This window comes from Microbacterium sp. K27, from assembly GCF_004794435.1.
Taxonomy (GTDB): domain Bacteria; phylum Actinomycetota; class Actinomycetes; order Actinomycetales; family Microbacteriaceae; genus Microbacterium; species Microbacterium maritypicum_A.
Window position 1 is genome coordinate 109,912 of sequence record NZ_SSDK01000041.1, and the last position, 20,786, is coordinate 130,697.

Below are 20,786 nucleotides of genomic sequence, written 5' to 3' on the forward strand. Positions count from 1 at the left end.
CCCGAACGGGGGCCGGGCAGCACTCAGGTCAGACGGCCTGCGCGAAACCGAGATCTGCGCTCTCGGCGATATGCGCGAGGTGTGCGGGGATCTCGCGTCCCTTCGACGTCATGGACTGCGCCCAGAGTCGACCGGCCCGATACGACGACCGCACGAGGGGACCCGCCAGAACACCGAGGAATCCGATGCGCTCGGCTTCCTCCTTGAACTCGACGAACTCGGCCGGCTTCACCCAGCGTGAGACCGGGTGGTGGCGGGGTGTCGGTCGCAGGTACTGCGTGATCGTGATGATGTCGCAGCCGGCGTCGTGCAGATCGTTGAGCGCCTGCACGACCTCTTCGGGTTCCTCACCCATCCCGAGGATGAGGTTGGACTTCGTGATCAGTCCGGCGTCCCGGGCCTGGGTCAGGACGTCGAGCGATCGCTCGTAGCGGAACGCCGGCCGGATACGCTTGAAGATGCGGGGCACCGTCTCGACATTGTGCGCGAACACCTCGGGGCGCGCGTCGAAGATCTGCCCCAGGAAGTCCGGGTCGGCGTTGTGCTCGTTGGCGAGCAGCTCCACACCGGTGTTCGGGTTCAGCTCATGGATCTTGCGCACCGTCTCGGCGTTGAGCCAGGCGCCGGTGTCCGGGAGGTCGTCGCGGGCCACGCTCGTGACGGTGGCGTACCGAAGGTTCATCCGGACGACGCTCTCCGCCACCCGGCGAGGCTCGTCGGTGTCGTAGTCGGCGGGCTTGCCCGTGTCGATCTGGCAGAAGTCGCAGCGGCGGGTGCACTGGGAGCCACCGATGAGGAAGGTCGCCTCTCGGTCTTCCCAGCACTCGTAGATGTTCGGGCAGCCCGCCTCCTGACAGACCGTGTGCAGGTCCTCGCTCTTCACGAGCGAATGCAGCGCCGTGTACTCCGGGCCCATCTTCGCCTTCGTCTTGATCCACTCCGGCTTGCGCTCGATCGGTGTCTCGGCATTGCGGATCTCGAGGCGGAGGAGCTTGCGACCCTCGGGTGCGGCGGTCATGCGAAGGCTCCTGTCAGTTCGGTGGTCGTGTACTCGGCGAGGAAGGCGCGGGTGACGGCGTCGACGAGGTCGAGGGGCGGGACGGCGGACCCCACGACCTCGCTCACCGTAGTGACGCCGGCATCGGTGATGCCGCACGGGATGATGCCGCGGAAGCCGGCCAGCGAGTTGTCGCAGTTGACGGCGAAGCCGTGCATCGTGACCCCCTGCTGCACGCGCACTCCGATCGCCGCCACCTTGTCCTCCGAGAGTGGCCGGCGTACCCAGACCCCGCTGCGGCCCTCGACCTGATAGCCGTCGACGCCGAAGGGGCGCAGCACGTCGATCAGGAGGCGCTCGAGACGGCGCACGTGCGCGACGACATCGATCGGCTCGCGGAGTCGCACGATCGGATAGCCCACGAGCTGCCCCGGCCCGTGCCAGGTGATCTTCCCGCCCCGATCGACGTCGATCACGGGGGTGCCGTCCTGTGGCCGCTCCTGGGGCTCCGTGCGCTTGCCCGCGGTGTAGACGGCCTCGTGCTCGAGGAGGATCAGCGTGTCGGGACGGGTGCCGTCGACGACATCGGCGTGGACGCGACGCTGAAGTTCCCACCCGTCGATGTACGGCACGAACGTCGGAGCGAACCCGGGCGTGAGGATCTCGAGCATCACAGAACCGCCTTCATTGCGTAAATGGACTGAGGACAACAATACCCCTCGGCGAGCGGGGCGGCGCTCTCGACCCGCCCCCGCGATAACGTGAGGACATGAGTTCCACTGGCAGAGCCGGGCGACCCAAGGCGTCGTCGCGGGAGACCCTCGCAGAAGCAGCATGCGAGCTCTTCCTGGAGCGCGGGTACGACGCGACATCTGTGGCGGACATCACGCAGCGCGCGGGCGTCAGCCGGTCCAGCTTCTTCAACTACTTCGCGTCCAAGAGCGACGTGCTGTGGTCGGGCGTCGACGAACGGATCGGACAGGCCATCGCCTCGCTGGAACAGCTCGGCAGGGCGGCGACGGGCGACGCGGTTCACGACATACTGCTGTCGATCGTGCACGATTTCGCACCGGACCCCCTTGCCTTGGCGCTGCGCAATGCCGCAGCGATGGGGGTGGAGGGCGAGCTCATCCGTGACACCGGTCTCCGCCTCGCCCGTCTGTCCGCGGCGGTGTCACGCGCGGCGTCCGCCTCGGGAGTCGACGTCATCCGTGCCGACATCCTCGGGGCGGCACACGCGGCCGCCGTGCTCTCCTCACTGCGCGTGTGGGCGGAACAGGGAGCCGGACGGGGGACGCCGGAGACGGTCCTGCGGGAAGCCCTGGGAACGATCCATGACCTTCCCTGGTCCTGACTCCCGCGCCGGGCTGAGCGACCGGCCTCGGCTCGCGTAGAATCAGAGCACCATGGCTACATTTGGCACGCTCTCCGATCGGCTCACCGAGACCTTCCGCAATCTGCGCACGAAGGGAAAGCTGACCGCGGCCGACGTCGACGGCACCGTCCGCGAGATCCGACGCGCCCTGCTCGATGCCGACGTCGCGCTCGTCGTCGTCAAGGAGTTCACCGCGAAGGTCCGCGAACGCGCACTCGGCGATGAGGTCAACAAGGCGCTGAACCCGGCGCAGCAGGTCGTCCAGATCGTCAATGAAGAGCTCGTGCAGATCCTCGGCGGAGAGCAGCGCCGTCTGCAGTTCGCGAAGACGGCACCGACGGTGATCATGCTCGCCGGCCTGCAGGGCTCCGGTAAGACCACCTTCGCCGGCAAACTCGCGAAGCAGCTCGAGGGCGAAGGGCACACTCCTCTGCTCGTCGCCGCCGACCTCCAGCGTCCGAACGCGGTCAACCAGCTTCAGGTCGTCGCGGAGCAGGCCGGTGCGTCGATCTACGCCCCCGAGCCCGGCAACGGGGTCGGAGATCCCGTGAAGGTCTCTCGAGACGGTGTCGACTACGCACGTCGTCAGCAGCACGATGTCGTGATCATCGACACCGCCGGCCGCCTCGGCGTGGACGCCGAGCTCATGAAGCAGGCGGCGGACATCCGCAAGGCTGTCAACCCCGACGAGGTCCTGTTCGTCATCGACGCGATGATCGGTCAGGACGCCGTGAACACCGCCAAGGCGTTCCAGGACGGCGTCGACTTCACCGGAGTCGTGCTCTCCAAGCTCGACGGCGATGCCCGCGGTGGCGCTGCGCTCTCGGTGGCCTCCGTGACCGGCCGTCCGATCATCTTCGCCTCGACCGGTGAGCGACTCGAGGACCTCGAGCCCTTCCACCCCGACCGCATGGCGAGCCGCATCCTCGACCTCGGCGACATCCTCACCCTCATCGAGCAGGCCCAGCAGGCCTTCGATGAGGAAGAGGCCATGAAGATGGCCGAGAAGCTCGCGACCGAGGCCTTCACCCTCGAGGACTTCCTCGACCAGCTTCAGCAGATGAAGAAGATGGGCTCGATGAAGAAGATGCTCGGGATGCTCCCGGGCATGGGCCAGATGAAGCAGCAGCTCGACGACTTCGATGAGCGGGAGATCGACCGCACGGAGGCCATCATCCGCTCGATGACGCCGGGGGAGCGCCGCAACCCCAAGGTCCTGAACGGATCGCGCCGTCTGCGCATCGCCAAGGGTTCCGGCATGACCGTCACCGACGTGAACCAGCTCGTGCAGCGCTTCGAGCAGGCCGCGAAGATGATGAAGACGGTGGCGCGCGGCGGCACCCCGAACATCCCCGGTATGGGGCCGGTGCCCGGGATGGGGCGTCCCGGCGCTTCTTCCAAGCGCGGCAAAAAGGGCAAGTCCTCCGGCGGATCGCGTTCAGGCAACCCGGCCAAGCGCGCGGCCGAGAACGCGGGGATCGCATCGTCCGCGACGCCGACCGGCTCCGGATTCGGTTTGGGCGGCGGAGCGGCTCAAGCTCCGAGCGAAGCCGACCTCGCCGAGATCCAGAAGCTCTTCGGCAAGGGCTGACTCCCCTCAGCGCGGCGCCGTGAGAGCATCCGCGGCCGTTGCATGCGGGGCGGGCGCGGCAGTGAGCCGATTGGGCCGCGAGGCCAGCTGCCCCAGCACGAGTGCGCCCAGAGTCAGGACGAGGCCGATGGCCTGGAGGGGGCTGAATCGCTCCCCGGCGACCACGACGCCGAGCGTCGTCGCGACGATGGGGGAGAGCAGCGCGAGGAGCCCCGGCGCGATGACCGGGAGCTGCTGGACGCCGCGGAACCAGAGCGTGTAGGCGACGATCCCGCCCGCCGTCCCGAGCCAGAGATATCCGAGCACGGCGCTCCCGTCGATGGTCTGGGGCACGCCTTCGACGATCAGTGTCAACGGCAGCAGCAGAAGCCCTCCCGCGCTGAGCTGCCACCCGGCGTAGGCGACGGGCCCGACGCCAACCGGCCGGCCCCATCGCTTCGTCAGGATCATCCCCGCTCCCGTGGCGGTGACGCCTCCGACAGCGGCGAGGATCCCCCAGAGATCCAGCTCGGCGGCGGGACCCAGGACCACCAGGGCCACTCCGCCAGCGCCGACGACGGCAGCGGCGGCGGCGAGCGGCCGGATCCGTTCCTGCAGCACGAGTGCTCCGAGGACGAGGACGATAAGCGGCTGCGCACCCGCGACCGCGGCTGCGACGCCGCCAGGGAGCCGCTCCGCGGCCAGGAACAGCAGCGGGAAGAAGGCGCCGATGTTGAGCGCTCCCAGGATGAACGACTTTCCCCACCACCCGCCGCGGGGGAGACACCTGCTGATGAGGACTGCCAGGAGCCCCGCGGGGAGGGAGCGGAGGAGCCCGGCGAACAGCGGGTGCCCGGGCGGGAGCAGTTCTGTCGTGACGAGGTAGGTCGTGCCCCATGCGATGGGGGCGAGGGCGGTCAGTAGCACCAGGGGCAGGCGGTTCATGCTTCCAGCCTGCGAGGAACACAGTGATGAGTCCAACGCATGGTTGTCACCGCATACATGAACCGAGATCATGGAAGCATGGAACTTCAACAGCTCCGCTATGTCGTCGAAGTCGCCGAGACGCTGAGCTTCACCCGTGCCGCCGAACGGTGTTTCGTCACCCAATCGGCGTTGAGCCACCAGATCGCGTCACTCGAGCGTGAACTCGGCCGCCGACTGTTCGCACGGTCGAGTCGCCATGTGCGCCTGACAGAGTCAGGTCAGGCGTTCGTCGCACACGCGCGGCGCGCGCTTCGGTCAGCAGACCAGGCGAAGGAGGACGCCGCCGCCGTCGACGGCGTCGTGGAAGGCACGCTGCGAATCGGCGTCATCCCGACGGTGACCGCCATCGACCTCCCCGCGGTGCTCGTCGCCTACCGTGGGGCCTACCCGCTCGTCAGGGTGGAACTGCAGGTCGGGAACAGCGATGTCCTCGCCCGCAGGCTCCGAAACGACGAGCTCGACATCGCGCTGCTCGGACTGCGAGAGGGTGTCGATCCAGAGGGGGTGGAGTCGCGTGTCCTCTCTCGCGATCCCCTCGTCGCCGTCTTCCCTCGCGGGCACGAACTCGCGGATGCGGAGAGCATCGCGCTCGACGATGTCGCGGGGATGACGTTCGCGGACTTCCCGACGGCGACCTCCGGTCGTGCGCAGAGCGACGGGGCGTTCGCCGCTGCGGGCCTGACGCGTGACGTCGCCTTCGAAGCCGACTCCGCGACCCTCATCCTGGGACTCGTGGAGGCAGGGCTGGCAGTGACCCTGCTGACGCCGGGGACCGTCGATCGCTCCGGTTTCGATGTCGTCACGGTGGAGGTGCGCGGTGGCCCTGTGCGTCTCGAATACCTCGCCTGGGACGCTGCCGCGCCACGGAACGTCGCACGCGCGTTCATCGCCGTGACCGAAGTCGCGCACTCGGCGTGACCACCTCCCGGCGGAATCGACCGTCGGCCAGCCTGCGTTAGTCTGAGTCCGTTTGAGTCCGCGCCGAAGAAGTCCTTCGGCCGGTGATCGCCGGGGGAGAGTACCGCATGGGGTTCCTGAATTTCGGTAAGAAGTCGAACGCAGCACAGCCTGATGCGGATCTCGAAGACCTCACGGTCCCGCAGGCCACCCTGCTGCGCACTCTGTTCGCGGAGAAGTGGCCTACGACAGCAGGGGCGATCACCGTGCACGGCGACTACGCCGAGGGGGACTCCGGCGCGCAGTACGGGCTGTACAACCTCGCGCGCGCCGTGAAGCTCGAACCGGAGTCGAACTGGCCGGAGGCTGTCGAGCGTCACATCTCCGGTCTGCTGAGCCGTCAGGCCGCCCCTCGCGACGAAGATCTCTCCGATGATCAGGTCCTGTCCCTCGTGAAAGCACGTCTCATCCCGTCGTCGTATCTCCCGGAGAGCCACCGTGCGGCGTACACGTACCGGCGCACGATCGTGAGCGGCCTCGAAGCGATCCTCATGCTCGATCACCCCGAGACCACGACCGCCGTCCCTGACGCGATCGTCGGCCGGTTCGATGCCGGACAGCTGTGGGCCACGGCCCTCGCGGCAGTTTCGGCGGAGCCGATCGAAGAGGTGCACACCGTCGACGTCGGCAACGGCGCGTTCCAGGCGATCGTGTCGGACTCCATGTTCACCGCGAGCCGGGTGCTCGACTTCCCGGCCCTCCTGGCCGCAGCCGGTATCTCATCGGCTCCGCACGGCGTCCTGTTCGCCGTGCCCTCACGTCATCATGTCGCGTTCCATGTGATCACCGGACCGGAGGCGATCTATGTCGTGCAGGACATGCACGGATTCGCTCAGCAGATGTTCGGACAGGGCGCCGGCGAGATCGCGACGGATGTCTTCTACTGGAGCGACTCCGGCTACGAGCAGGTGACGTCGAGCGACGAGAGCGGACGCGTCTCGGTCGACGGTACCGGCGCCTTCTTCGCGTCGATCAACGGGTTCTGACGGTTCAGCGGGCCGCTGCCGCGGAGACGACGAAGCGGGTCCGGAGTTGGACTCCGGACCCGCTTCGCTGTCACGTCAGATCACTTCACGTCGTCGTCGACCCAGTCCATCGACTTGGTGATCGCCTTGCGCCACAGGCGCAGCTGGCGGTCGCGCTCGGCCTCCTCCATGGACGGCTCCCAGCGCTTGTCCTCCTGCCAGTTGGCAGAGAGGTCGTCGAGACCGTTCCAGAATCCGACCGCGAGTCCGGCCGCGTAGGCCGCACCGAGCGCCGTGGTCTCCGCGACCACCGGGCGAACGACCGGCACGCCGAGGACGTCTGCCTGGAACTGCATGAGCGCATCATTCGCCACCATGCCGCCGTCGACCTTGAGCTCGGTGAGATCCACGCCGGCGTCCGCGTTCACGGCATCCAGCACGTCACGCGTCTGGAAGGCGACCGCTTCTAGAGCTGCGCGAGCGATGTGGTTCTTGTTCGCGTACCGGGTGAGTCCGACGATCGCGCCTCGGGCGTCGGGACGCCAGTACGGAGCGAACAGACCGGAGAACGCCGGCACGATGTAGACCCCGCCGTTGTCCTCGACCTTGTCGGCCAACTCCTCGACCTCGGGTGCCGAGGAGATGATGCCGAGCTGGTCGCGCAGCCACTGGATCAGCGATCCGGTGACGGCGATCGAGCCTTCGAGGGCGTAATGCGTGGGCTGGTCGCCCAGCTTGTAGCCGACGGTGGTGAGCAGCCCGTTCTTCGAGTGGACGATCTCCTCGCCCGTGTTGAAGATCAGGAAGCAGCCCGTTCCGTATGTGTTCTTGCTCTCGCCCTTCTGGAACGCCGCCTGACCGAACGTCGCCGCCTGCTGGTCGCCCAGGATGCCGGCGATCGGGGTCTCGCGAAGCAGCGAGGAGTCCTCCGCCGCGCCGTAGACCTCCGAGGACGAGCGGATCTCCGGCATCATCGACCGCGGCACACCGAAGGCCTCGAGGATGTCGTCGCGCCATTCGAGCGTCTCGAGGTCCATGAACATCGTGCGCGAGGCGTTGGTCACGTCGGTGACGTGCACTCCACCGTCGACGCCACCGGTGAGGTTCCAGAGAACCCAGCTGTCGGTCGTGCCGAAGATCAGGTCGCCGGCTTCCGCCTTCTCACGGGCACCATCGACGTTCTCCAGGATCCAGGCGATCTTGGTACCCGAGAAGTACGTGGCCAGGGGCAGACCGACGATCGGCTTGAACCGCTCGACGCCGCCGTCAGCAGCCAGTCGGTCCACGATCGCCTGGGTACGCGTGTCCTGCCACACGATCGCGTTGTAGGCGGGCTTTCCCGTGGTCTTGTCCCAGACCACCGCGGTTTCGCGCTGGTTGGTGATGCCCACTGCGGCGATGTCGTGGCGGGTGAGGTCGGCGCGGCTCAGAGCCAGGCCGATGACCTCCTGGACGTTGCGCCAGATCTCGGAGGCGTCGTGCTCGACCCAGCCGGCCTTCGGCAGGATCTGCTCGTGCTCTTTCTGGCCCGTCGCGATGATGCTGCCCTTCTTGTCGAAGATGATCGCGCGGCTCGAAGTGGTTCCCTGGTCGATGGCGAGGATGTAGTCAGCCATTGTGTTCTCCTTTGAATTCAGGTCGTTCAGGCGAGGTGCAGCAGGACGGGCGCTGCAGCGGCGGCGATCGCACCACCGATGAGCGGACCGACCACCGGGACCCACGAGTAGGACCAGTCGCTGGAGCCCTTGCCCTTGATCGGGAGGATCGCGTGAGCGATACGCGGGCCGAGGTCACGCGCCGGGTTGATCGCGTAGCCGGTCGGGCCACCGAGGGAGGCGCCGATCGCGACCACGAGGAGTGCCACGGGGAGCGCGGTGAGCGGTCCGAGGCCGCCGGGGGTGCCGACCTCGATGTCGCCGTAGTCGGCGAACGCGAAGATCACGAACACGAGCACAAAGGTACCGATGATCTCGGTGACGAGGTTCCAGCCGTACGAGCGGATCGCGGGCCCGGTCGAGAACACGCCGAGCTTGTTGGCCGGGTCGGGCTCCTCATCGAAGTGCTGCTTGTATGCGAGCCACGTGACGATGGCACCGAGGATCGCTCCGACGAGTTCAGCGGCCGTGGCCGTCAGGAACATCACGAAGCTGATCTTGCCCGCGAGCAGCAGGCCGATGCCGACGGCCGGGTTGAGGATCGCACCGGAGTAGGCGGAGACGAGCACACCGGCGAAGACCGCGAGGCCCCATCCCCAGTTGACCATCAGGAAGCCGCCGCCGAAGCCCTTGTTCTTCGCGAGGGCCACGTTGGCGACGACACCACATCCGAGCAGCACGAGCATCGCTGTGCCGACCAGCTCGGAGAGGAAGTAGAGACCGAGATTCACATCAGCCATGTCTTCTTTGACCTTTCTTGTGTGTCGGGGCCCCTCTGCCCCGACACGTTATGGGAGTTGCGCCGCGAGGAGGGCGGCAGTCCGAGACCCCGTCAGCCGCGGGTGCGGGACGGGATATCGAGTCCGTGTCGTTCGTTCAGCAGCTGGCGCGTCTGCTCGAGCTCGGCGTCGTGACGCGAGCGATCCCAGCCGAGCATCGGCGCGAGCGCGTCGGCGATCTCGTCGAGGACCTCGGCATCGGCGCCACCGGTGAACGCGATGCTGGTGCGACGCAGGACGACATCCTCGAGGCGCGCCACCATCTCGTTCTGCACCATCCACTCGAGTTCGCGCGTGGAGAGGGCGCCGCCGGCAAGCGGAGCGTCCGTTCCCTGCTCGACGTACTCCCAGACCTGGGCGGCCCGGGTGCCGTAGCGGGCGAGCAGCTGATCGGCGCGGGCACCGGCGCCGGGAAGGTTCTCCTGGATCCAGATGCGCTTGGCCTTCTCGGTGCGCGGGAACTCCCGGCCGCCGCCGATCGCGCGTCCCGCGGTGGAGACGGTCCTGGTGCGGTCGATGAGGCCGAGCACGACGTCGGAGAGCGATTCGCCGAGCGCGCGGAACGTCGTCCACTTTCCGCCGACGAGGCTCACGAGGGGGACTGCGCCCTTCTCGTCGACTTCGATGCGATAGTCGCGGGAGACGAATCCGGGAGCGGTATCCTCATGGCGCGGCAGCGGACGGATACCAGAGAACTTGTACACGATCTGGTCGCGTGCCACGGGGATCGTCGGGAAGACGTGGTGGATCAGGTCGAAGAAGTAGTCGACCTCCTCCTCGGTGCACACCGGCACCTCGCGCGGGTCGGCGTCGATGTCGGTGGTGCCGACCAGGACGCGTCCCTTGAGCGGGTAGATGAGCACGATGCGGCCGTCGGAGTGCTCGAAGAAGATCTCCCGCCCCCGCGTCGCCTCGAGCAGCTCTGGGTGATCCAGCACGATGTGCGAGCCCTTGGTGCCGCCCATGAAGCGGGTGTCCGTGCCCAGCGCGTCATTGGTGAGGTCGGTCCAGGGGCCGGAGGCATTGACGACCACGTCAGCCTGCACCGTGAACTCCGTGCCGCTCTCGCGGTCGCGGAGGACGACCTTGTCGCCGTCGCGGGCGATGGCCTCGACGTAGTTGAGAGCGTGCGCTCCCGGGTGCGCCGTGCGTCCGTCCTGCAGCACGTCGAGCGCGAGGCGCTCCGGGTCGTGCATCGAGGCGTCGTAGTACGTGGCGGTGTACTTGATCTTCGGGTCGAGCGAGGGAAGCTCGGCGAGAGACTTGTTGCGGCCGAGGAACCGATGGCGAGGCACCATCCCTCCGTCACGGGAGAAGGTGTCGTAGATCGTGAGGCCGACCTTGATCAGGAACGCGCCCCGTTCCTGGGGCTTTCCGCTCTTGTGCGTGAGGAAGCGCAGGGGAGCGGAGAGGATGCCCGAGAATGTCGAGTAGATCGGGATGGTCGTCTGCAGCGGCTTGACGTAGTGCGGGGCGATCTTGAGCAGGCCGTTGCGCTCCTCGACGGACTCGCGCACGAGCCGGAACTCACCGTTCTCGAGGTAGCGGATCCCGCCGTGGATCATGTGGCTCGATGCGGAGGATGCGCCGGAGGCGAAGTCCCCTCGCTCGACGAGCACGACATCGACGCCCTGCAGAGCCAGGTCGCGGAACGTGGAGATGCCGTTGATCCCCCCGCCGATGACGAGGACGCTGGTGCGTCCGGATTCACGGACGGCGCGAATCTCCGCGCGCTCCGCTGACGAGTGTGTCGAATCGATCATCGTCGACCCTCTCTTCCTTACTTGCCAACCAGCATCGACCTGTGTGACATCCCGCGCAAGCCCACTGCACATATGTGCAAGGATCGAGGGCGAGGAGGTCATCATGGCCGGTGCAAGCGCGGAATCCCGCGACAGCAAGCTGATCGCGGCGCTCACCGCCGCGCAGCTCTACTACATGCAGGACAAGACGATGGAAGTCATCGCGAAAGAGCTCGGCACCTCCCGGTCCTCCGTCTCGCGGCTGCTGAGCTTCGCGCGGGAGAGCGGCCTGGTCGACATCCGGATCAACTCCCCGCTCGAACGCCTCGGCATGCTCGAGCATCGGATTCGCGACAGGCATCGGGTGGCGGCGCACGTCGTGCCGATGCCGGAGATCCTCAGCGAGGTCGAACGTCTCGAGCGCGTTGCGCTCACCGCCGGACGGCTGCTGTCGCAGTTCGTCGACTCGAACATGGTGATCGGCGTCGCATGGGGCTCGACCATCAGTGCGGTGAGTCGCGGGCTCACGCAGAAGGAGACGCACAACACGACCTTCGTGCAGCTCAACGGGGCCGGGAACACGCAGACGACCGGCGTGGAGTACTCCAGTGACATCCTGCAACGGTTCGGCAGCGCCTTCGGTGCACAGGTCCAGCAGTTCCCCGTTCCCGCGTTCTTCGATGACCCTGCCACCCGCGAGGCCATGTGGCGTGAGCGCAGCACTCGTCGTGTGCTCGATCTGCAGGCGAAGATGGACGTCGCCGTGTTCAGCCTCGGCTCGCCGGCCGCCGAGGTTCCGAGTCGGGTCTACGTCGGGGGCTATCTCGGACGCGATGACTATCGCAGCCTTCGGGAGGACCATGCCATCGGCGACGTCGCGACGGTTTTCTTCCGGTCCGACGGGTCCTGGCGCGACATCCGTGTGAATGCCAGAGCCACAGGTCCCGGCCTCGACCGTCTGCGTCGCGTCCCGCGTCGCGTGTGTGTCGTCTCGGGAATCCCGAAGCTGGTGAGTCTCCGCGCGGCCCTGGCCGCTGGCCTGATCACGGATGTCGTCCTGGACGAAGGGCTCGCGAGGCGCCTCGTCGAGGACTGAGCTCGCTGCCCTCGACCGCTAGGGCTCGTCGGTGGAGGACTCCGGCCCGGAGCGGAACTCGCGGATCAGGTGGTGCACCACCGCTGAGAGGTCGCCCCCCGCGGCATCCGCCACCGCGAGTTGTCGCGCGTAGCTTGCGCCTCCCTCCAGGATCGTGGCGATGCCGCCGAACTCGCGACCGCAGCCGAGCTCGACGGCTGTCGGGGTGAGGGCTTCGAGCGTCTCCGTCAGATGCTCGCGCACCGGGCGCTGCGTGCCGTCGGCGTCGACGATCACGCGGGCCTCCAGCCCGTAGCGCGCGGCGCGCCACTTGTTCTCGCGGTGGAACCAGGCGGGAAGCTCCGGAAGTGCTTTCCCCTCGTCGAGCTGTCGTGAGAAGTCCTCGACGAGCACCTGGACGAGCGCCGCGACCGATGCAAGTTCCGGCAGGGTGGAGAGCCCGTCGCACGCGCGGACCTCGATGGTGCCCCAGCGCGGAGCGGGACGGATATCCCAGCGCACCTCGGTCGCGTCGGCCATGACACCCGTGCGCACCATGTCATCGAGGTAGGACTCGTACTGCGACCAGTCGTGCAGCGGCCACGGCAGGCCGGCGGTGGGAAGCTGCTGGAACACGAGTGCGCGGTTGGAGGCATATCCGGTGCGTTCTCCCGCCCAGAACGGGCTCGACGCCGCCAGCGACTGCAGGTGCGGGAGGAACCCGGCGAGAGCGTTGATGATGGGGAAGACCTTGCGCTGGTCCTCGACGCCGATGTGCACGTGGATTCCCCAGATCATCATGTTGCGTCCCCACCACTGGGTGCGCTCGATCAGGGTGTGGTAGCGCGACTTGTCCGTCACCTGTTGGTCGTACCACTGCGCGAAGGGGTGGCTTCCGGCCGAGAGCAGCTCGACACCCGCAGGATCGGTCGCGGCCCGCACCGCGGTGATGGCGTTCGCGATGTCGTCGACCGCATGAGCCACGGAATCGCCGATACCGCTCGTGACCTCGATCGTGTTGGTGAGAAGTTCGCCGGTGACCGTATGACGCTCATCGGCGCTCTCGGCCTCGAGCGCGGCGAGAAGTTCGGGGGCGCGACCGACGAGGTCACCGCTCGCGGGGTCCGCGAGCATGATCTCCCATTCGAGGCCGACGGTGGACCGGGCGGATGAGGCGAACTCGAGCTTCACCCGCACAGTCTGGCACGCGAGGCATACGACACGGCAACGGCGGTTTCGCCACGTTTCGCGCCTGGCGCGCGCATCTGGCAGAATAGAGGGCTGGACCACCTGCTCGACCCTCTATCCAGCTGGTGTCCACACTCATTTGAGCTTCCGCCGGGTGTGCACCCCACTCTCCAGGCGACCGGTTCGTTTCCTTCCACACAATTCAGGAGAATCGTGGCTGTCAAGATTCGTCTCAAGCGCCTGGGCAAGATCCGTGCGCCGTACTACCGCATCGTCGTCGCCGACTCGAAGACCAAGCGCGATGGTCGCGTGATCGAGGAGATCGGCAAGTACCACCCCACCGAGGAGCCCTCGTTCATCGAGGTCGACTCCGAGCGGGCGCAGTACTGGCTCTCCGTCGGCGCGCAGCCGACCGAGCAGGTCGCCGCCATCCTCAAGATCACGGGCGACTGGGGCAAGTTCAAGGGCGACAAGGACGCGAAGTCCACGCTCAAGGTCGCCGAGCCGAAGGTCCCCTTCGAGATCGACGCGTCCAAGAAGTCCGTCGTCAAGCCCAAGGTCGAGAAGAAGGCCGAGGCTCCCGCTGAGGAGGCTCCCGCCGCGGCCGACGCGGAGGCCGCTGAGGCTCCCGCAGCAGACGCAGAGTAATCCGTCGTGCTCGCCGCCGCGCTCGAACACATCGTCAAGGGGATCGTCGATCACCCGGAGGATGTTCGCATCAACGAATCCACGTCGCCGCGAGGCGACCTCCTCGAGGTGCGCGTGCACCCCGATGACCGTGGACGCGTGATCGGGCGCGGCGGCCGCACTGCGAAGGCCCTTCGCACCCTCGTCAGCGCACTCGCTGACGGGCGTCGGGTCCGCGTCGATGTCGCGGACGACTGACGTGGTGCCGAAGGACCGCAATCAGGGCAAGAACCAGCTGCGTGTCGGACGCCTCGTCAAGGCGCACGGACTCAAGGGTGGGCTCAAGCTCGAGCTGTACACGGACAACCCCGAGGGTCGTTTCACCCCCGGTGCCGGATTCACCTTGCAGGTGCCCGAGGCATCTCCGTGGCACGGCAAGCAGATCACGGTGCGCGAGTACCGTGTGATGAACGGCAATCCCGTCGTCTTCTTCGAAGACGTCGACGACCGTGACGCCGCCGACAGCCTCGTCAGGGCGATCCTGTGGATCGACCAGGACGCTGACGAGGTCGAGGACGACGCATGGTTCGACCATCAGCTCGTCGGACTCGATGTCGTCCGAGACGACACGGTCATCGGGCGGGTCATACGGGTTGAGCACTTCCCGGCACAGGATCTCCTCATCGTCAAGGCCGGCGAAGACGAGGTCATGGTTCCGTTCGTCGCCGCCATCGTCCCGACCGTCGATGTGCAGGAGGGCCGCGTCATCGTGACGCCGCCGCCGGGACTCTTCGAAGAGGTCGCAGAGACCGCGGACGCCGAGCCGCAGGTCGCCCCGGACGCCGACGCGTCCGAGTGACCGCTGATACGGTTCCTCCGTGCGCATCGACGTCCTCTCCATCTTCCCGTCCTACTTCGACGGCCTGACGCTGTCCCTGCTCGGCAAGGCGCAGAGCACGGGTCTCATCGACCTGCGTGTGCGAGACCTGCGCGACTGGACCTCGGATCGTCACCGGACGGTGGACGACACGCCGTACGGCGGCGGCGCCGGCATGGTCATGAAGCCGGAGCCCTGGGGGCTCGCGCTCGACGAGATCGCCGGTTCCTCCGACACCGAGGACGGGCAGCGACCGACCATCATCTTCCCGTCGCCGGCGGGGGAGGTCTTCACCCAGAAGACCGCACGTGAGTTGGCGACCCGTGAGCATCTCGTCTTCGGCTGCGGTCGTTACGAGGGCATCGACGAGCGCGTGTTCGAGTTCGCCGCCGATCTCGGCGAGGTCCGGTTGATCAGCCTCGGCGACTACGTCCTCAATGGGGGCGAGGTCGCGACCATGGCGATGATCGAGGCGATCGGCCGACTCATCCCCGGTGTCGTCGGCAACCCCGAGAGCCTCGTCGAGGAGTCGCACGAGGACGGACTGCTGGAGTATCCGTCCTACACGAAGCCCGCGTCATGGCGTGAGCGTGCCGTGCCGGACGTTCTGCTCGGCGGCAATCATGCCGCGATCGCCGCCTGGCGTCGCGAGCAGCAGTTCGTGCGGACCCGAACCCGTCGACCCGACCTGCTTGCGGAGGGCGAAGCCGCGTCATCGTGATCGACGGGCAGATCTGAATCCCGTCGGGCCCGGCGTCAACGTCCGCCTCAGAGAATCCGCTCGGACCGGCGTTCGATATCGAAGACCACACCGTGCGGATGCCGTAGACCGAGCGCACTCGATGCGTCCAGCCCTCGCAACTCCGCGCGCAGCATGCGTCCGATCATCTCGTGGCTCACGAGCAGGGGGACGCCCTCGGCCGCCCACCCGCAGTTGCTGAGCGCCTTCCGCGCCCGAGACCTGGCCTGCGCGTAGCTCTCCCCGCCCGGGAATGCCCAGCCATAGCGGTTGGCGGCGCGTTCCTCTCTGGCGGTCGGGTAGACCTCGTCGATCTCTTCCCATGTCATCCCGGCGAGCTCACCGTGGTCGACCTCTGCGAGCTCCGGCACCTCGATCAGTTCCGCTCCGATCCGATCGGCGATGATGATCGCCGTCCGCATCGCTCTGCCGAGAGGGCTGGTGCACACGGTGAGCACGTGAGCGCCCACGAGTCTGTCCGCGATCGCGTGGGCGTGGGCGACACCGGCCTCTGTCAGTGGAGAGTCGAGCTGGCCTTGGAGTCGGTGCTCGACGTTCCACACGGTCTGCCCGTGCCGAGCGAGGAGCACACGCTCCGGCACATGACGGTCCTGCGGAATCATGGATTCAGAATGGCATACGCCGCAGTTCCCGGACCCGTGGGTTGTGAGATGAGCCTTGGTAACGTCGATTCATGCCTGAACCTGCGCTCGCAAGGTCGTTCGAGATCATCGGTGACGATTACGACAGATACCGCCCCGGATTCCCGGAGGCAGCGGCGGCCATGATCGTTCCGACAACCGTCGACGTCGGGCTGGACCTGGGTGCCGGGACCGGCAAGTTCACCGAACTGCTCGTCGATCGTGCGCGGCGCACGGTGGCCGTGGAGCCGTCGGAGCGCATGCTGCAGGTGCTGCGAGTCAAACTCCCCGACGTGGAAGCTCAGATCGGAGCAGCGGAGCGGATTCCGCTCGGGGACGCGTCAGTGGACGTCGTCACGGTTGCCCAGGCCTTCCACTGGTTCGATCGTGACGCGGCCTGCGACGAGATCGCTCGCGTGCTGGTCCCCCGAGGGGCGCTCGGGCTGCTCTGGAATCGCTCCGATCCGACGTGCACCTGGGACCGGGCTTGTCACCGCATCGCTCATCCGGCGGTGTCCGAGGCCGACGCGACGACCGACGGTGCGGCTGAAGAGCTTCCCCATTTCGAACTCGTCCGTCGGGAGGCGATCCAGTGGGCCGAGCGCATCTCGCGCGAACACTATCTTCGTCGATGGGCGACGGTGAGCAGCCTGCTCGTCGCCGAGGAGTCGACGCGTGCGCGGATGCTGGGGGAGATCGGGGCGGTGCTCGACAGTTCAGCGGACACGCGTGGAAGAGAGATGCTCGACCTTCCGCAGGTCACGGACGTGTACGTCTATCGCCGCGCCTGAGAGAACGGCCGCACTCGATCAGTCGACGCCGAGGAACGACCGGTCCGTGAGGATGAGGGGTCCGTCCTCGGTGATGGCGATCGTGTGCTCCGAGTGTGCGCCGCGGGAGCCGTCGACGCTGCGCAGAGTCCATCCATCCGGGTCCGTGACCAGTTCGTCGGTCGTCGCAAGGAACCAGGGCTCCAGCGCGAGTACCAGGCCCGCACGCAGGGGGAAGCCCCGTCCGGCGCGGCCGTCGTTCGGGACATGCGGATCCCCGTGCATCGTGCGCCCCACGCCGTGTCCGCCGAAGTCGGTGTTGATCGAGTAGCCGTCTCCGTGGGCAACGGCAGCGACAGCTGAGGAGATGTCGCCGATGCGGTTACCGACCGTCGCGGCGTCGATCGCTGCCACCAAGGCGCGCTCGGTGGTGTCGATGAGTCGGAGGTCTTCTTCGCGCGCGGTCCCGACGACGAACGAGACTGCGGAGTCCGCGACCCATCCGTCGACGGAGACGGCGAAGTCGAGGGTGACGAGGTCACCGTCGCGCAACGTGTAGTCGTGGGGGAGCCCGTGCAGGACGGCGTCGTTGACCGAGGTGCAGATGACCTTGCCGAACGGGCTCGCACCGAACGAGGGGTGGTAGTCGATGTAGCAGGACTCGGCTCCGGCTTTGCGGATCAGGTCGTGTGCGCGTCGATCGATCGAGAGGAGATTGGTCCCGACCTTCGTCTCGTCGCGCAGCGTCGCCAGGGTCTCAGCCACGAAGCGCCCTGCGGCGCGCATCTCATCGATCTCGGCGGGGGTGCGCAGTTCGATCATCGGGTGTCCTCTCGTCATCTCCATTCTCCCTGATCCCGCACCGGCGGATCCCCGACCGCTCTCAGCGAACACCGGGACACGCGGGGACGCAGCGACGTACGATCTGAGCATGTGGTTGCGACAGGCCTTCTTCCGCTGGCTCCTTCCGGCGGCGTTCCTGCTGCCGCTCTGGCTGCTGATCGGGTGGGGAGTCTTCCAAGGCGGCTGGTCGATCCTCTGGGTGCTGCTCATTGCGATGCCGTCCGTCTTCCTGGGCCAGCTCCTGCTGACGCTGCTCACGCGTTCACGGCCGTCCGTCCGCATCGAGCGTGCCGTCTCCTGGTGGGACGTGGCGGGGTTCACCGTGTGGAACGGGCTCACGATCGCCGTCGGATTCTTCATCGACGGGGCGTTCCCCTGGTTGCTCACCGGTGCGATCGTGGCGGGGATCGCCCTGATCTGGTTGCAGCTGTGGCAGCTGTGGAACGAGGCGAAGGGGAGCGGTACCCGACTGCGCGAGACCATCACGTGGTCCACGATCCCGACGGTCGATGAGCCGGCGCCCCCGACGCGCGCGCACGAGATCATCGTGGTGCGGGAGACCGATTCCCGCGACTGACGTCGTCGTTTTGGCCGGGCGCCGTATCCGTGGCAGAATGAATGTTTGTGCTGTGACCGGCTCTGCCACAGGGGAGCCCGCGGACGCGTCTGCTCCGTACAGCTCACTCTTTTTCTTGTTCCTTTGAATACATGCATGCGACCTGTGGCGGGTGCAGAGAGAGACGATCATGCAGATCCTCGACGCCGTCGACGCGGCTTCCCTCCGTTCGGACATCCCGGACTTCTTCCCCGGTGACACCGTCAAGGTGCACGTGAACATCACCGAGGGCAGCCGCTCTCGTATCCAGGTCTTCCAGGGCGTCGTCATCGGCCGCCAGGGCGACAGCGTGCGCGAGACCTTCACGGTCCGCAAGATCAGCTTCCAGGTCGGCGTCGAGCGTACCTTCCCGGTGCACTCCCCGGTGATCGACCACATCGAGGTCGTCACCCGCGGTGACGTGCGTCGCGCGAAGCTCTACTACCTCCGCCAGCTGCGCGGCAAGAAGGCGAAGATCAAGGAGAAGCGCGACCGCTGAGTCGCAGCATCTCCACAGCACCCCGGGACACGATGTCCCGGGGTGCTTTGTTCTCCCACCGGTGTGCGAACCTAGATACCGTCGCCGCACGACGGTGCATGATCGTGAAGGAACCTGATGACCGAATCCCCGTCCGCGCCCACGTCCAGACGTCGTCGCGGGTTCCTCGTATTCCTTCGCGACGTCCTCGTGATCGTCGTGATCGCCGCGCTGGTCTCGTTCGTGGTGAAGACCTTCGTCGTGCGTTCGTTCTACATCCCCTCCGCATCGATGGAACGTACCCTGTTGATCAACGACCGCATCCTGGTCGATGAGCTCACGCCGCGATGGACCGACTACGAGCGAGGTGACGTGGTCGTCTTCAAGGATCCGGGCGGGTGGCTCGACGGTCAGCCGCAGACCCCCGCACAGCCGCCGCTGGTCGAGGCCGTCGACTGGGTGCTGAACTTCGTGGGCATCTCCGCGACGGACTCGCAGGACCACCTCGTCAAGCGCGTGATCGGTCTGCCGGGCGATCATGTGGTGTGCTGCAACGCGCTCGGCCAGATCACGATCAACGGCGCGCCCATCGACGAGCTCAGCTACCTCAATCTGCCTCCCGGGGACACGGCCGCGTCCAACGAGCCCTTCGATGTCGTGGTCCCGGAGGATTCCGTCTGGCTGCTCGGAGACAACCGCGATCGCTCGCGTGACGCCCGTGCGCACCAGGATCTCCCCAGTGGCGGATTCGTGCCGATGGAGAACATCGTGGGAAAGGCGTTCCTCACGACGTGGCCGTTGAACAGGCTGGGACCGATCGACGGGCACCACGAGATCTTCAACGGCGTCCCGGATCCGGAATGACCGTCGTCGCACCGAAACTCACTCTCGAGAGGCGCCTCCTCGGTGAGTGCGAGGTGATCATCTCGCTCGATGAGGTCGGCCGAGGGGCACTCGCGGGTCCTGTCGCCGTGGGCGCGGCCGCGATGAATGCCGCAGGCGCGCGTCGGCGCGTGCCGGAAGGCCTCCGCGACTCCAAGCTCGTGACGGAGAAGCGCAGACCTGAAGTCGCAGCACGCGCCGCCGCATGGGTGCAGGCGTCGGCCGTCGGATGGGCGAGTGCGGAGGAGGTCGACGAGGTCGGCATCATGCGGGCGCTCGGTCTTGCCGCGTCGCGTGCGGTGCAGGCCGTCGCGGATCAGGGGGTCGCGCTCGACGACGCTCTCGTCCTGCTCGACGGCAACCATGACTATGTGTCGAGGGCGCACCCGGTGCCGCTCCACGTGCGCCCGGTGATCAAAGCCGACCGAGACTGCGCATCCGTCTCCGCGGCGTCCGTGATCGCGAAGGTCGCGCGGGACCAGCACATGGCGGAGCTCCACGAGACGTATCCCGCGTATCAGTGGAACCGCAACAAGGGCTATGCCAGCCTCGAGCATCGCGACGCGATCCGCGCCATCGGGCTCTCCCGCTACCACCGCGCGTCGTGGGCGATCGCCGACGTTCCCACCCTTTTCTGAGCCGACCGCGGCGCGCACGGCCGACCGCTGGATGACGCGCCCCGGTGTCCGCGACTCTAGGATGGACACATCATGGATGAGGAAGCCTTCGACGACTACGACCGCGAGCTCGAGCTGGCACTGTTCCGGGAGTACCGGGATGTGGTGTCGCAGTTCCAGTACGTCGTCGAGACCGAGCGGCGGTTCTACCTGGCGAACGAGGTCAACGTCGTCCGTCGTGACACCGAGCATGATTTCTATTTCGAGATCTCGATGACCGACGTCTGGGTGTGGGACATCTACCGAGCCGACCGCTTCGTGAAGGCCGTGCGCGTGCTGACGTTCAAGGACGTCAACGTCGAGGAACTGCAGCGTCGGGAGTTCGAGCTCCCCCAGGAGCTCTCGCTCGACGGCGAGTGACGGCGCC

Annotated in this window: 24 protein-coding genes; 15 read left to right on the plus strand and 9 right to left on the minus strand. The window is 67.0% G+C overall.

Annotated features, from left to right (window positions below; translation table 11 throughout):
* Positions 1-28: 28 nt before the first annotated feature.
* Together lipA and lipB are read right to left on the minus strand one after the other, a co-directional pair.
* Positions 29-1,018, minus strand: a complete 990-nt coding sequence (gene lipA, locus DW307_RS11855; RefSeq protein ID WP_136024834.1) for a lipoyl synthase — start codon at positions 1,016-1,018, stop codon at positions 29-31.
* The gene (lipB, locus tag DW307_RS11860) at positions 1,015-1,668 is read right to left on the minus strand and encodes a lipoyl(octanoyl) transferase LipB (RefSeq protein ID WP_029259098.1); all 654 of its coding nucleotides are present in this window, start codon (positions 1,666-1,668) and stop codon (positions 1,015-1,017) included. Before lipB ends, lipA begins: the two co-directional genes overlap by 4 nt.
* A gap of 98 nt (positions 1,669-1,766) precedes the next feature.
* Between lipB and DW307_RS11865 the strand changes: the two genes are divergently transcribed.
* Positions 1,767-2,351 carry a TetR/AcrR family transcriptional regulator gene (locus tag DW307_RS11865; RefSeq protein WP_029259099.1) on the plus strand — a complete coding sequence of 195 codons (585 nt, stop codon included), beginning with the start codon at positions 1,767-1,769 and terminating at the stop codon, positions 2,349-2,351.
* Positions 2,352-2,403: 52 nt separating this feature from the next.
* Positions 2,404-3,963 carry a signal recognition particle protein gene (gene ffh / locus DW307_RS11870; RefSeq protein WP_021200451.1) on the plus strand — a complete coding sequence of 520 codons (1,560 nt, stop codon included), beginning with the start codon at positions 2,404-2,406 and terminating at the stop codon, positions 3,961-3,963.
* 6 nt (positions 3,964-3,969) lie between these two features.
* Here ffh and DW307_RS11875 read toward each other — a convergent pair whose 3' ends face one another.
* Complete coding sequence (locus tag DW307_RS11875; protein WP_136024835.1) at positions 3,970-4,887, minus strand: EamA family transporter; 918 nt, start codon at positions 4,885-4,887, stop codon at positions 3,970-3,972.
* Between the two features lie 78 nt (positions 4,888-4,965).
* Between DW307_RS11875 and DW307_RS11880 the strand changes: the two genes are divergently transcribed.
* Positions 4,966-5,847: a LysR family transcriptional regulator gene (locus DW307_RS11880; protein ID WP_136024836.1), complete on the plus strand. Its 882-nt coding sequence runs from the start codon at positions 4,966-4,968 to the stop codon at positions 5,845-5,847.
* A 107-nt stretch (positions 5,848-5,954) separates the two neighbouring features.
* A complete protein-coding gene (locus DW307_RS11885) occupies positions 5,955-6,872 on the plus strand; it encodes a hypothetical protein (protein ID WP_136024837.1) in 918 nt (305 codons plus the stop codon).
* An 80-nt stretch (positions 6,873-6,952) separates the two neighbouring features.
* Here DW307_RS11885 and glpK read toward each other — a convergent pair whose 3' ends face one another.
* The 3 genes from glpK to DW307_RS11900 all read right to left on the minus strand — a co-directional run bounded on the left by glpK (position 6,953) and on the right by DW307_RS11900 (position 11,048).
* Entirely contained in the window at positions 6,953-8,467 is a 1,515-nt protein-coding gene (gene glpK, locus DW307_RS11890; protein WP_021200455.1) for a glycerol kinase GlpK, read from the minus strand.
* Between the two features lie 26 nt (positions 8,468-8,493).
* Positions 8,494-9,246: an MIP/aquaporin family protein gene (locus DW307_RS11895; RefSeq protein ID WP_021200456.1), complete on the minus strand. Its 753-nt coding sequence runs from the start codon at positions 9,244-9,246 to the stop codon at positions 8,494-8,496.
* A gap of 92 nt (positions 9,247-9,338) precedes the next feature.
* The gene (locus tag DW307_RS11900) at positions 9,339-11,048 is read right to left on the minus strand and encodes a glycerol-3-phosphate dehydrogenase/oxidase (RefSeq protein ID WP_136024838.1); all 1,710 of its coding nucleotides are present in this window, start codon (positions 11,046-11,048) and stop codon (positions 9,339-9,341) included.
* Between the two features lie 103 nt (positions 11,049-11,151).
* On the opposite strand from DW307_RS11900, the gene DW307_RS11905 reads away from it, so the two are divergent.
* Entirely contained in the window at positions 11,152-12,123 is a 972-nt protein-coding gene (locus tag DW307_RS11905) for a sugar-binding transcriptional regulator (RefSeq protein ID WP_021200458.1), read from the plus strand.
* An 18-nt stretch (positions 12,124-12,141) separates the two neighbouring features.
* On the opposite strand, the gene DW307_RS11910 is transcribed toward DW307_RS11905, so the two are convergent.
* Positions 12,142-13,293 carry a glutamate--cysteine ligase gene (locus DW307_RS11910; RefSeq protein WP_029265454.1) on the minus strand — a complete coding sequence of 384 codons (1,152 nt, stop codon included), beginning with the start codon at positions 13,291-13,293 and terminating at the stop codon, positions 12,142-12,144.
* A gap of 210 nt (positions 13,294-13,503) precedes the next feature.
* On the opposite strand from DW307_RS11910, the gene rpsP reads away from it, so the two are divergent.
* Genes rpsP through trmD form a run of 4 tightly spaced genes read left to right on the plus strand, consistent with a single transcriptional unit; the run spans position 13,504 to position 15,515 of the window.
* Positions 13,504-13,938, plus strand: coding sequence for a 30S ribosomal protein S16 (rpsP, locus tag DW307_RS11915; protein WP_021200460.1), 435 nt, complete (start codon positions 13,504-13,506; stop codon positions 13,936-13,938).
* 6 nt (positions 13,939-13,944) lie between these two features.
* A complete protein-coding gene (locus tag DW307_RS11920; RefSeq protein ID WP_017830729.1) occupies positions 13,945-14,175 on the plus strand; it encodes an RNA-binding protein in 231 nt (76 codons plus the stop codon).
* Complete coding sequence (gene rimM / locus DW307_RS11925; protein ID WP_136024839.1) at positions 14,159-14,776, plus strand: ribosome maturation factor RimM; 618 nt, start codon at positions 14,159-14,161, stop codon at positions 14,774-14,776. Before DW307_RS11920 ends, rimM begins: the two co-directional genes overlap by 17 nt.
* 19 nt (positions 14,777-14,795) lie before the next feature.
* Positions 14,796-15,515: a tRNA (guanosine(37)-N1)-methyltransferase TrmD gene (gene trmD, locus DW307_RS11930; protein WP_136024840.1), complete on the plus strand. Its 720-nt coding sequence runs from the start codon at positions 14,796-14,798 to the stop codon at positions 15,513-15,515.
* Positions 15,516-15,562: 47 nt separating this feature from the next.
* Here trmD and DW307_RS11935 read toward each other — a convergent pair whose 3' ends face one another.
* The gene (locus DW307_RS11935) at positions 15,563-16,156 is read right to left on the minus strand and encodes a histidine phosphatase family protein (RefSeq protein WP_240750638.1); all 594 of its coding nucleotides are present in this window, start codon (positions 16,154-16,156) and stop codon (positions 15,563-15,565) included.
* Between the two features lie 71 nt (positions 16,157-16,227).
* Here DW307_RS11935 and DW307_RS11940 point away from each other — a divergent pair, with 71 nt between their 5' ends.
* Complete coding sequence (locus DW307_RS11940) at positions 16,228-16,965, plus strand: class I SAM-dependent methyltransferase (RefSeq protein WP_136024841.1); 738 nt, start codon at positions 16,228-16,230, stop codon at positions 16,963-16,965.
* 18 nt (positions 16,966-16,983) lie between these two features.
* Here DW307_RS11940 and map read toward each other — a convergent pair whose 3' ends face one another.
* Positions 16,984-17,766 (minus strand): type I methionyl aminopeptidase, encoded by a 783-nt coding sequence (gene map / locus DW307_RS11945; protein ID WP_029259112.1) that lies wholly within the window; start codon positions 17,764-17,766, stop codon positions 16,984-16,986.
* Between the two features lie 109 nt (positions 17,767-17,875).
* On the opposite strand from map, the gene DW307_RS11950 reads away from it, so the two are divergent.
* The 5 genes from DW307_RS11950 to DW307_RS11970 all read left to right on the plus strand — a co-directional run bounded on the left by DW307_RS11950 (position 17,876) and on the right by DW307_RS11970 (position 20,779).
* On the plus strand, positions 17,876-18,364 hold the full coding sequence (locus DW307_RS11950; protein WP_031207612.1) for a hypothetical protein: 489 nt from the start codon (positions 17,876-17,878) through the stop codon (positions 18,362-18,364).
* A 169-nt stretch (positions 18,365-18,533) separates the two neighbouring features.
* On the plus strand, positions 18,534-18,881 hold the full coding sequence (rplS, locus tag DW307_RS11955) for a 50S ribosomal protein L19 (protein WP_017830722.1): 348 nt from the start codon (positions 18,534-18,536) through the stop codon (positions 18,879-18,881).
* Positions 18,882-18,998: 117 nt separating this feature from the next.
* Entirely contained in the window at positions 18,999-19,724 is a 726-nt protein-coding gene (gene lepB, locus DW307_RS11960) for a signal peptidase I (protein ID WP_021200473.1), read from the plus strand.
* Entirely contained in the window at positions 19,721-20,380 is a 660-nt protein-coding gene (locus DW307_RS11965; RefSeq protein WP_021200474.1) for a ribonuclease HII, read from the plus strand. The genes lepB and DW307_RS11965 overlap by 4 nt, the downstream gene beginning before the upstream one ends.
* 72 nt (positions 20,381-20,452) lie before the next feature.
* A complete protein-coding gene (locus tag DW307_RS11970; RefSeq protein WP_017830719.1) occupies positions 20,453-20,779 on the plus strand; it encodes a DUF2469 family protein in 327 nt (108 codons plus the stop codon).
* Positions 20,780-20,786: the final 7 nt, after the last annotated feature.

Bases quoted from the DNA above. Each gene is read 5' to 3' on its own strand.
- lipA (WP_136024834.1), bottom strand. From the start codon at position 1,018: ATGACCGCCGCACCCGAGGGTCGCAAGCTCCTCCGCCTCGAGATCCGC.
- lipB (WP_029259098.1), bottom strand. From the start codon at position 1,668: ATGCTCGAGATCCTCACGCCCGGGTTCGCTCCGACGTTCGTGCCGTAC.
- DW307_RS11865 (WP_029259099.1), top strand. From the start codon at position 1,767: ATGAGTTCCACTGGCAGAGCCGGGCGACCCAAGGCGTCGTCGCGGGAG.
- ffh (WP_021200451.1), top strand. From the start codon at position 2,404: ATGGCTACATTTGGCACGCTCTCCGATCGGCTCACCGAGACCTTCCGC.
- DW307_RS11875 (WP_136024835.1), bottom strand. From the start codon at position 4,887: ATGAACCGCCTGCCCCTGGTGCTACTGACCGCCCTCGCCCCCATCGCA.
- DW307_RS11880 (WP_136024836.1), top strand. From the start codon at position 4,966: ATGGAACTTCAACAGCTCCGCTATGTCGTCGAAGTCGCCGAGACGCTG.
- DW307_RS11885 (WP_136024837.1), top strand. From the start codon at position 5,955: ATGGGGTTCCTGAATTTCGGTAAGAAGTCGAACGCAGCACAGCCTGAT.
- glpK (WP_021200455.1), bottom strand. From the start codon at position 8,467: ATGGCTGACTACATCCTCGCCATCGACCAGGGAACCACTTCGAGCCGC.
- DW307_RS11895 (WP_021200456.1), bottom strand. From the start codon at position 9,246: ATGGCTGATGTGAATCTCGGTCTCTACTTCCTCTCCGAGCTGGTCGGC.
- DW307_RS11900 (WP_136024838.1), bottom strand. From the start codon at position 11,048: ATGATCGATTCGACACACTCGTCAGCGGAGCGCGCGGAGATTCGCGCC.
- DW307_RS11905 (WP_021200458.1), top strand. From the start codon at position 11,152: ATGGCCGGTGCAAGCGCGGAATCCCGCGACAGCAAGCTGATCGCGGCG.
- rimM (WP_136024839.1), top strand. From the start codon at position 14,159: ATGTCGCGGACGACTGACGTGGTGCCGAAGGACCGCAATCAGGGCAAG.
- DW307_RS11935 (WP_240750638.1), bottom strand. From the start codon at position 16,156: ATGATTCCGCAGGACCGTCATGTGCCGGAGCGTGTGCTCCTCGCTCGG.
- DW307_RS11940 (WP_136024841.1), top strand. From the start codon at position 16,228: ATGCCTGAACCTGCGCTCGCAAGGTCGTTCGAGATCATCGGTGACGAT.
- map (WP_029259112.1), bottom strand. From the start codon at position 17,766: ATGATCGAACTGCGCACCCCCGCCGAGATCGATGAGATGCGCGCCGCA.
- DW307_RS11950 (WP_031207612.1), top strand. From the start codon at position 17,876: ATGTGGTTGCGACAGGCCTTCTTCCGCTGGCTCCTTCCGGCGGCGTTC.
- rplS (WP_017830722.1), top strand. From the start codon at position 18,534: ATGCAGATCCTCGACGCCGTCGACGCGGCTTCCCTCCGTTCGGACATC.
- lepB (WP_021200473.1), top strand. From the start codon at position 18,999: ATGACCGAATCCCCGTCCGCGCCCACGTCCAGACGTCGTCGCGGGTTC.
- DW307_RS11965 (WP_021200474.1), top strand. From the start codon at position 19,721: ATGACCGTCGTCGCACCGAAACTCACTCTCGAGAGGCGCCTCCTCGGT.
- DW307_RS11970 (WP_017830719.1), top strand. From the start codon at position 20,453: ATGGATGAGGAAGCCTTCGACGACTACGACCGCGAGCTCGAGCTGGCA.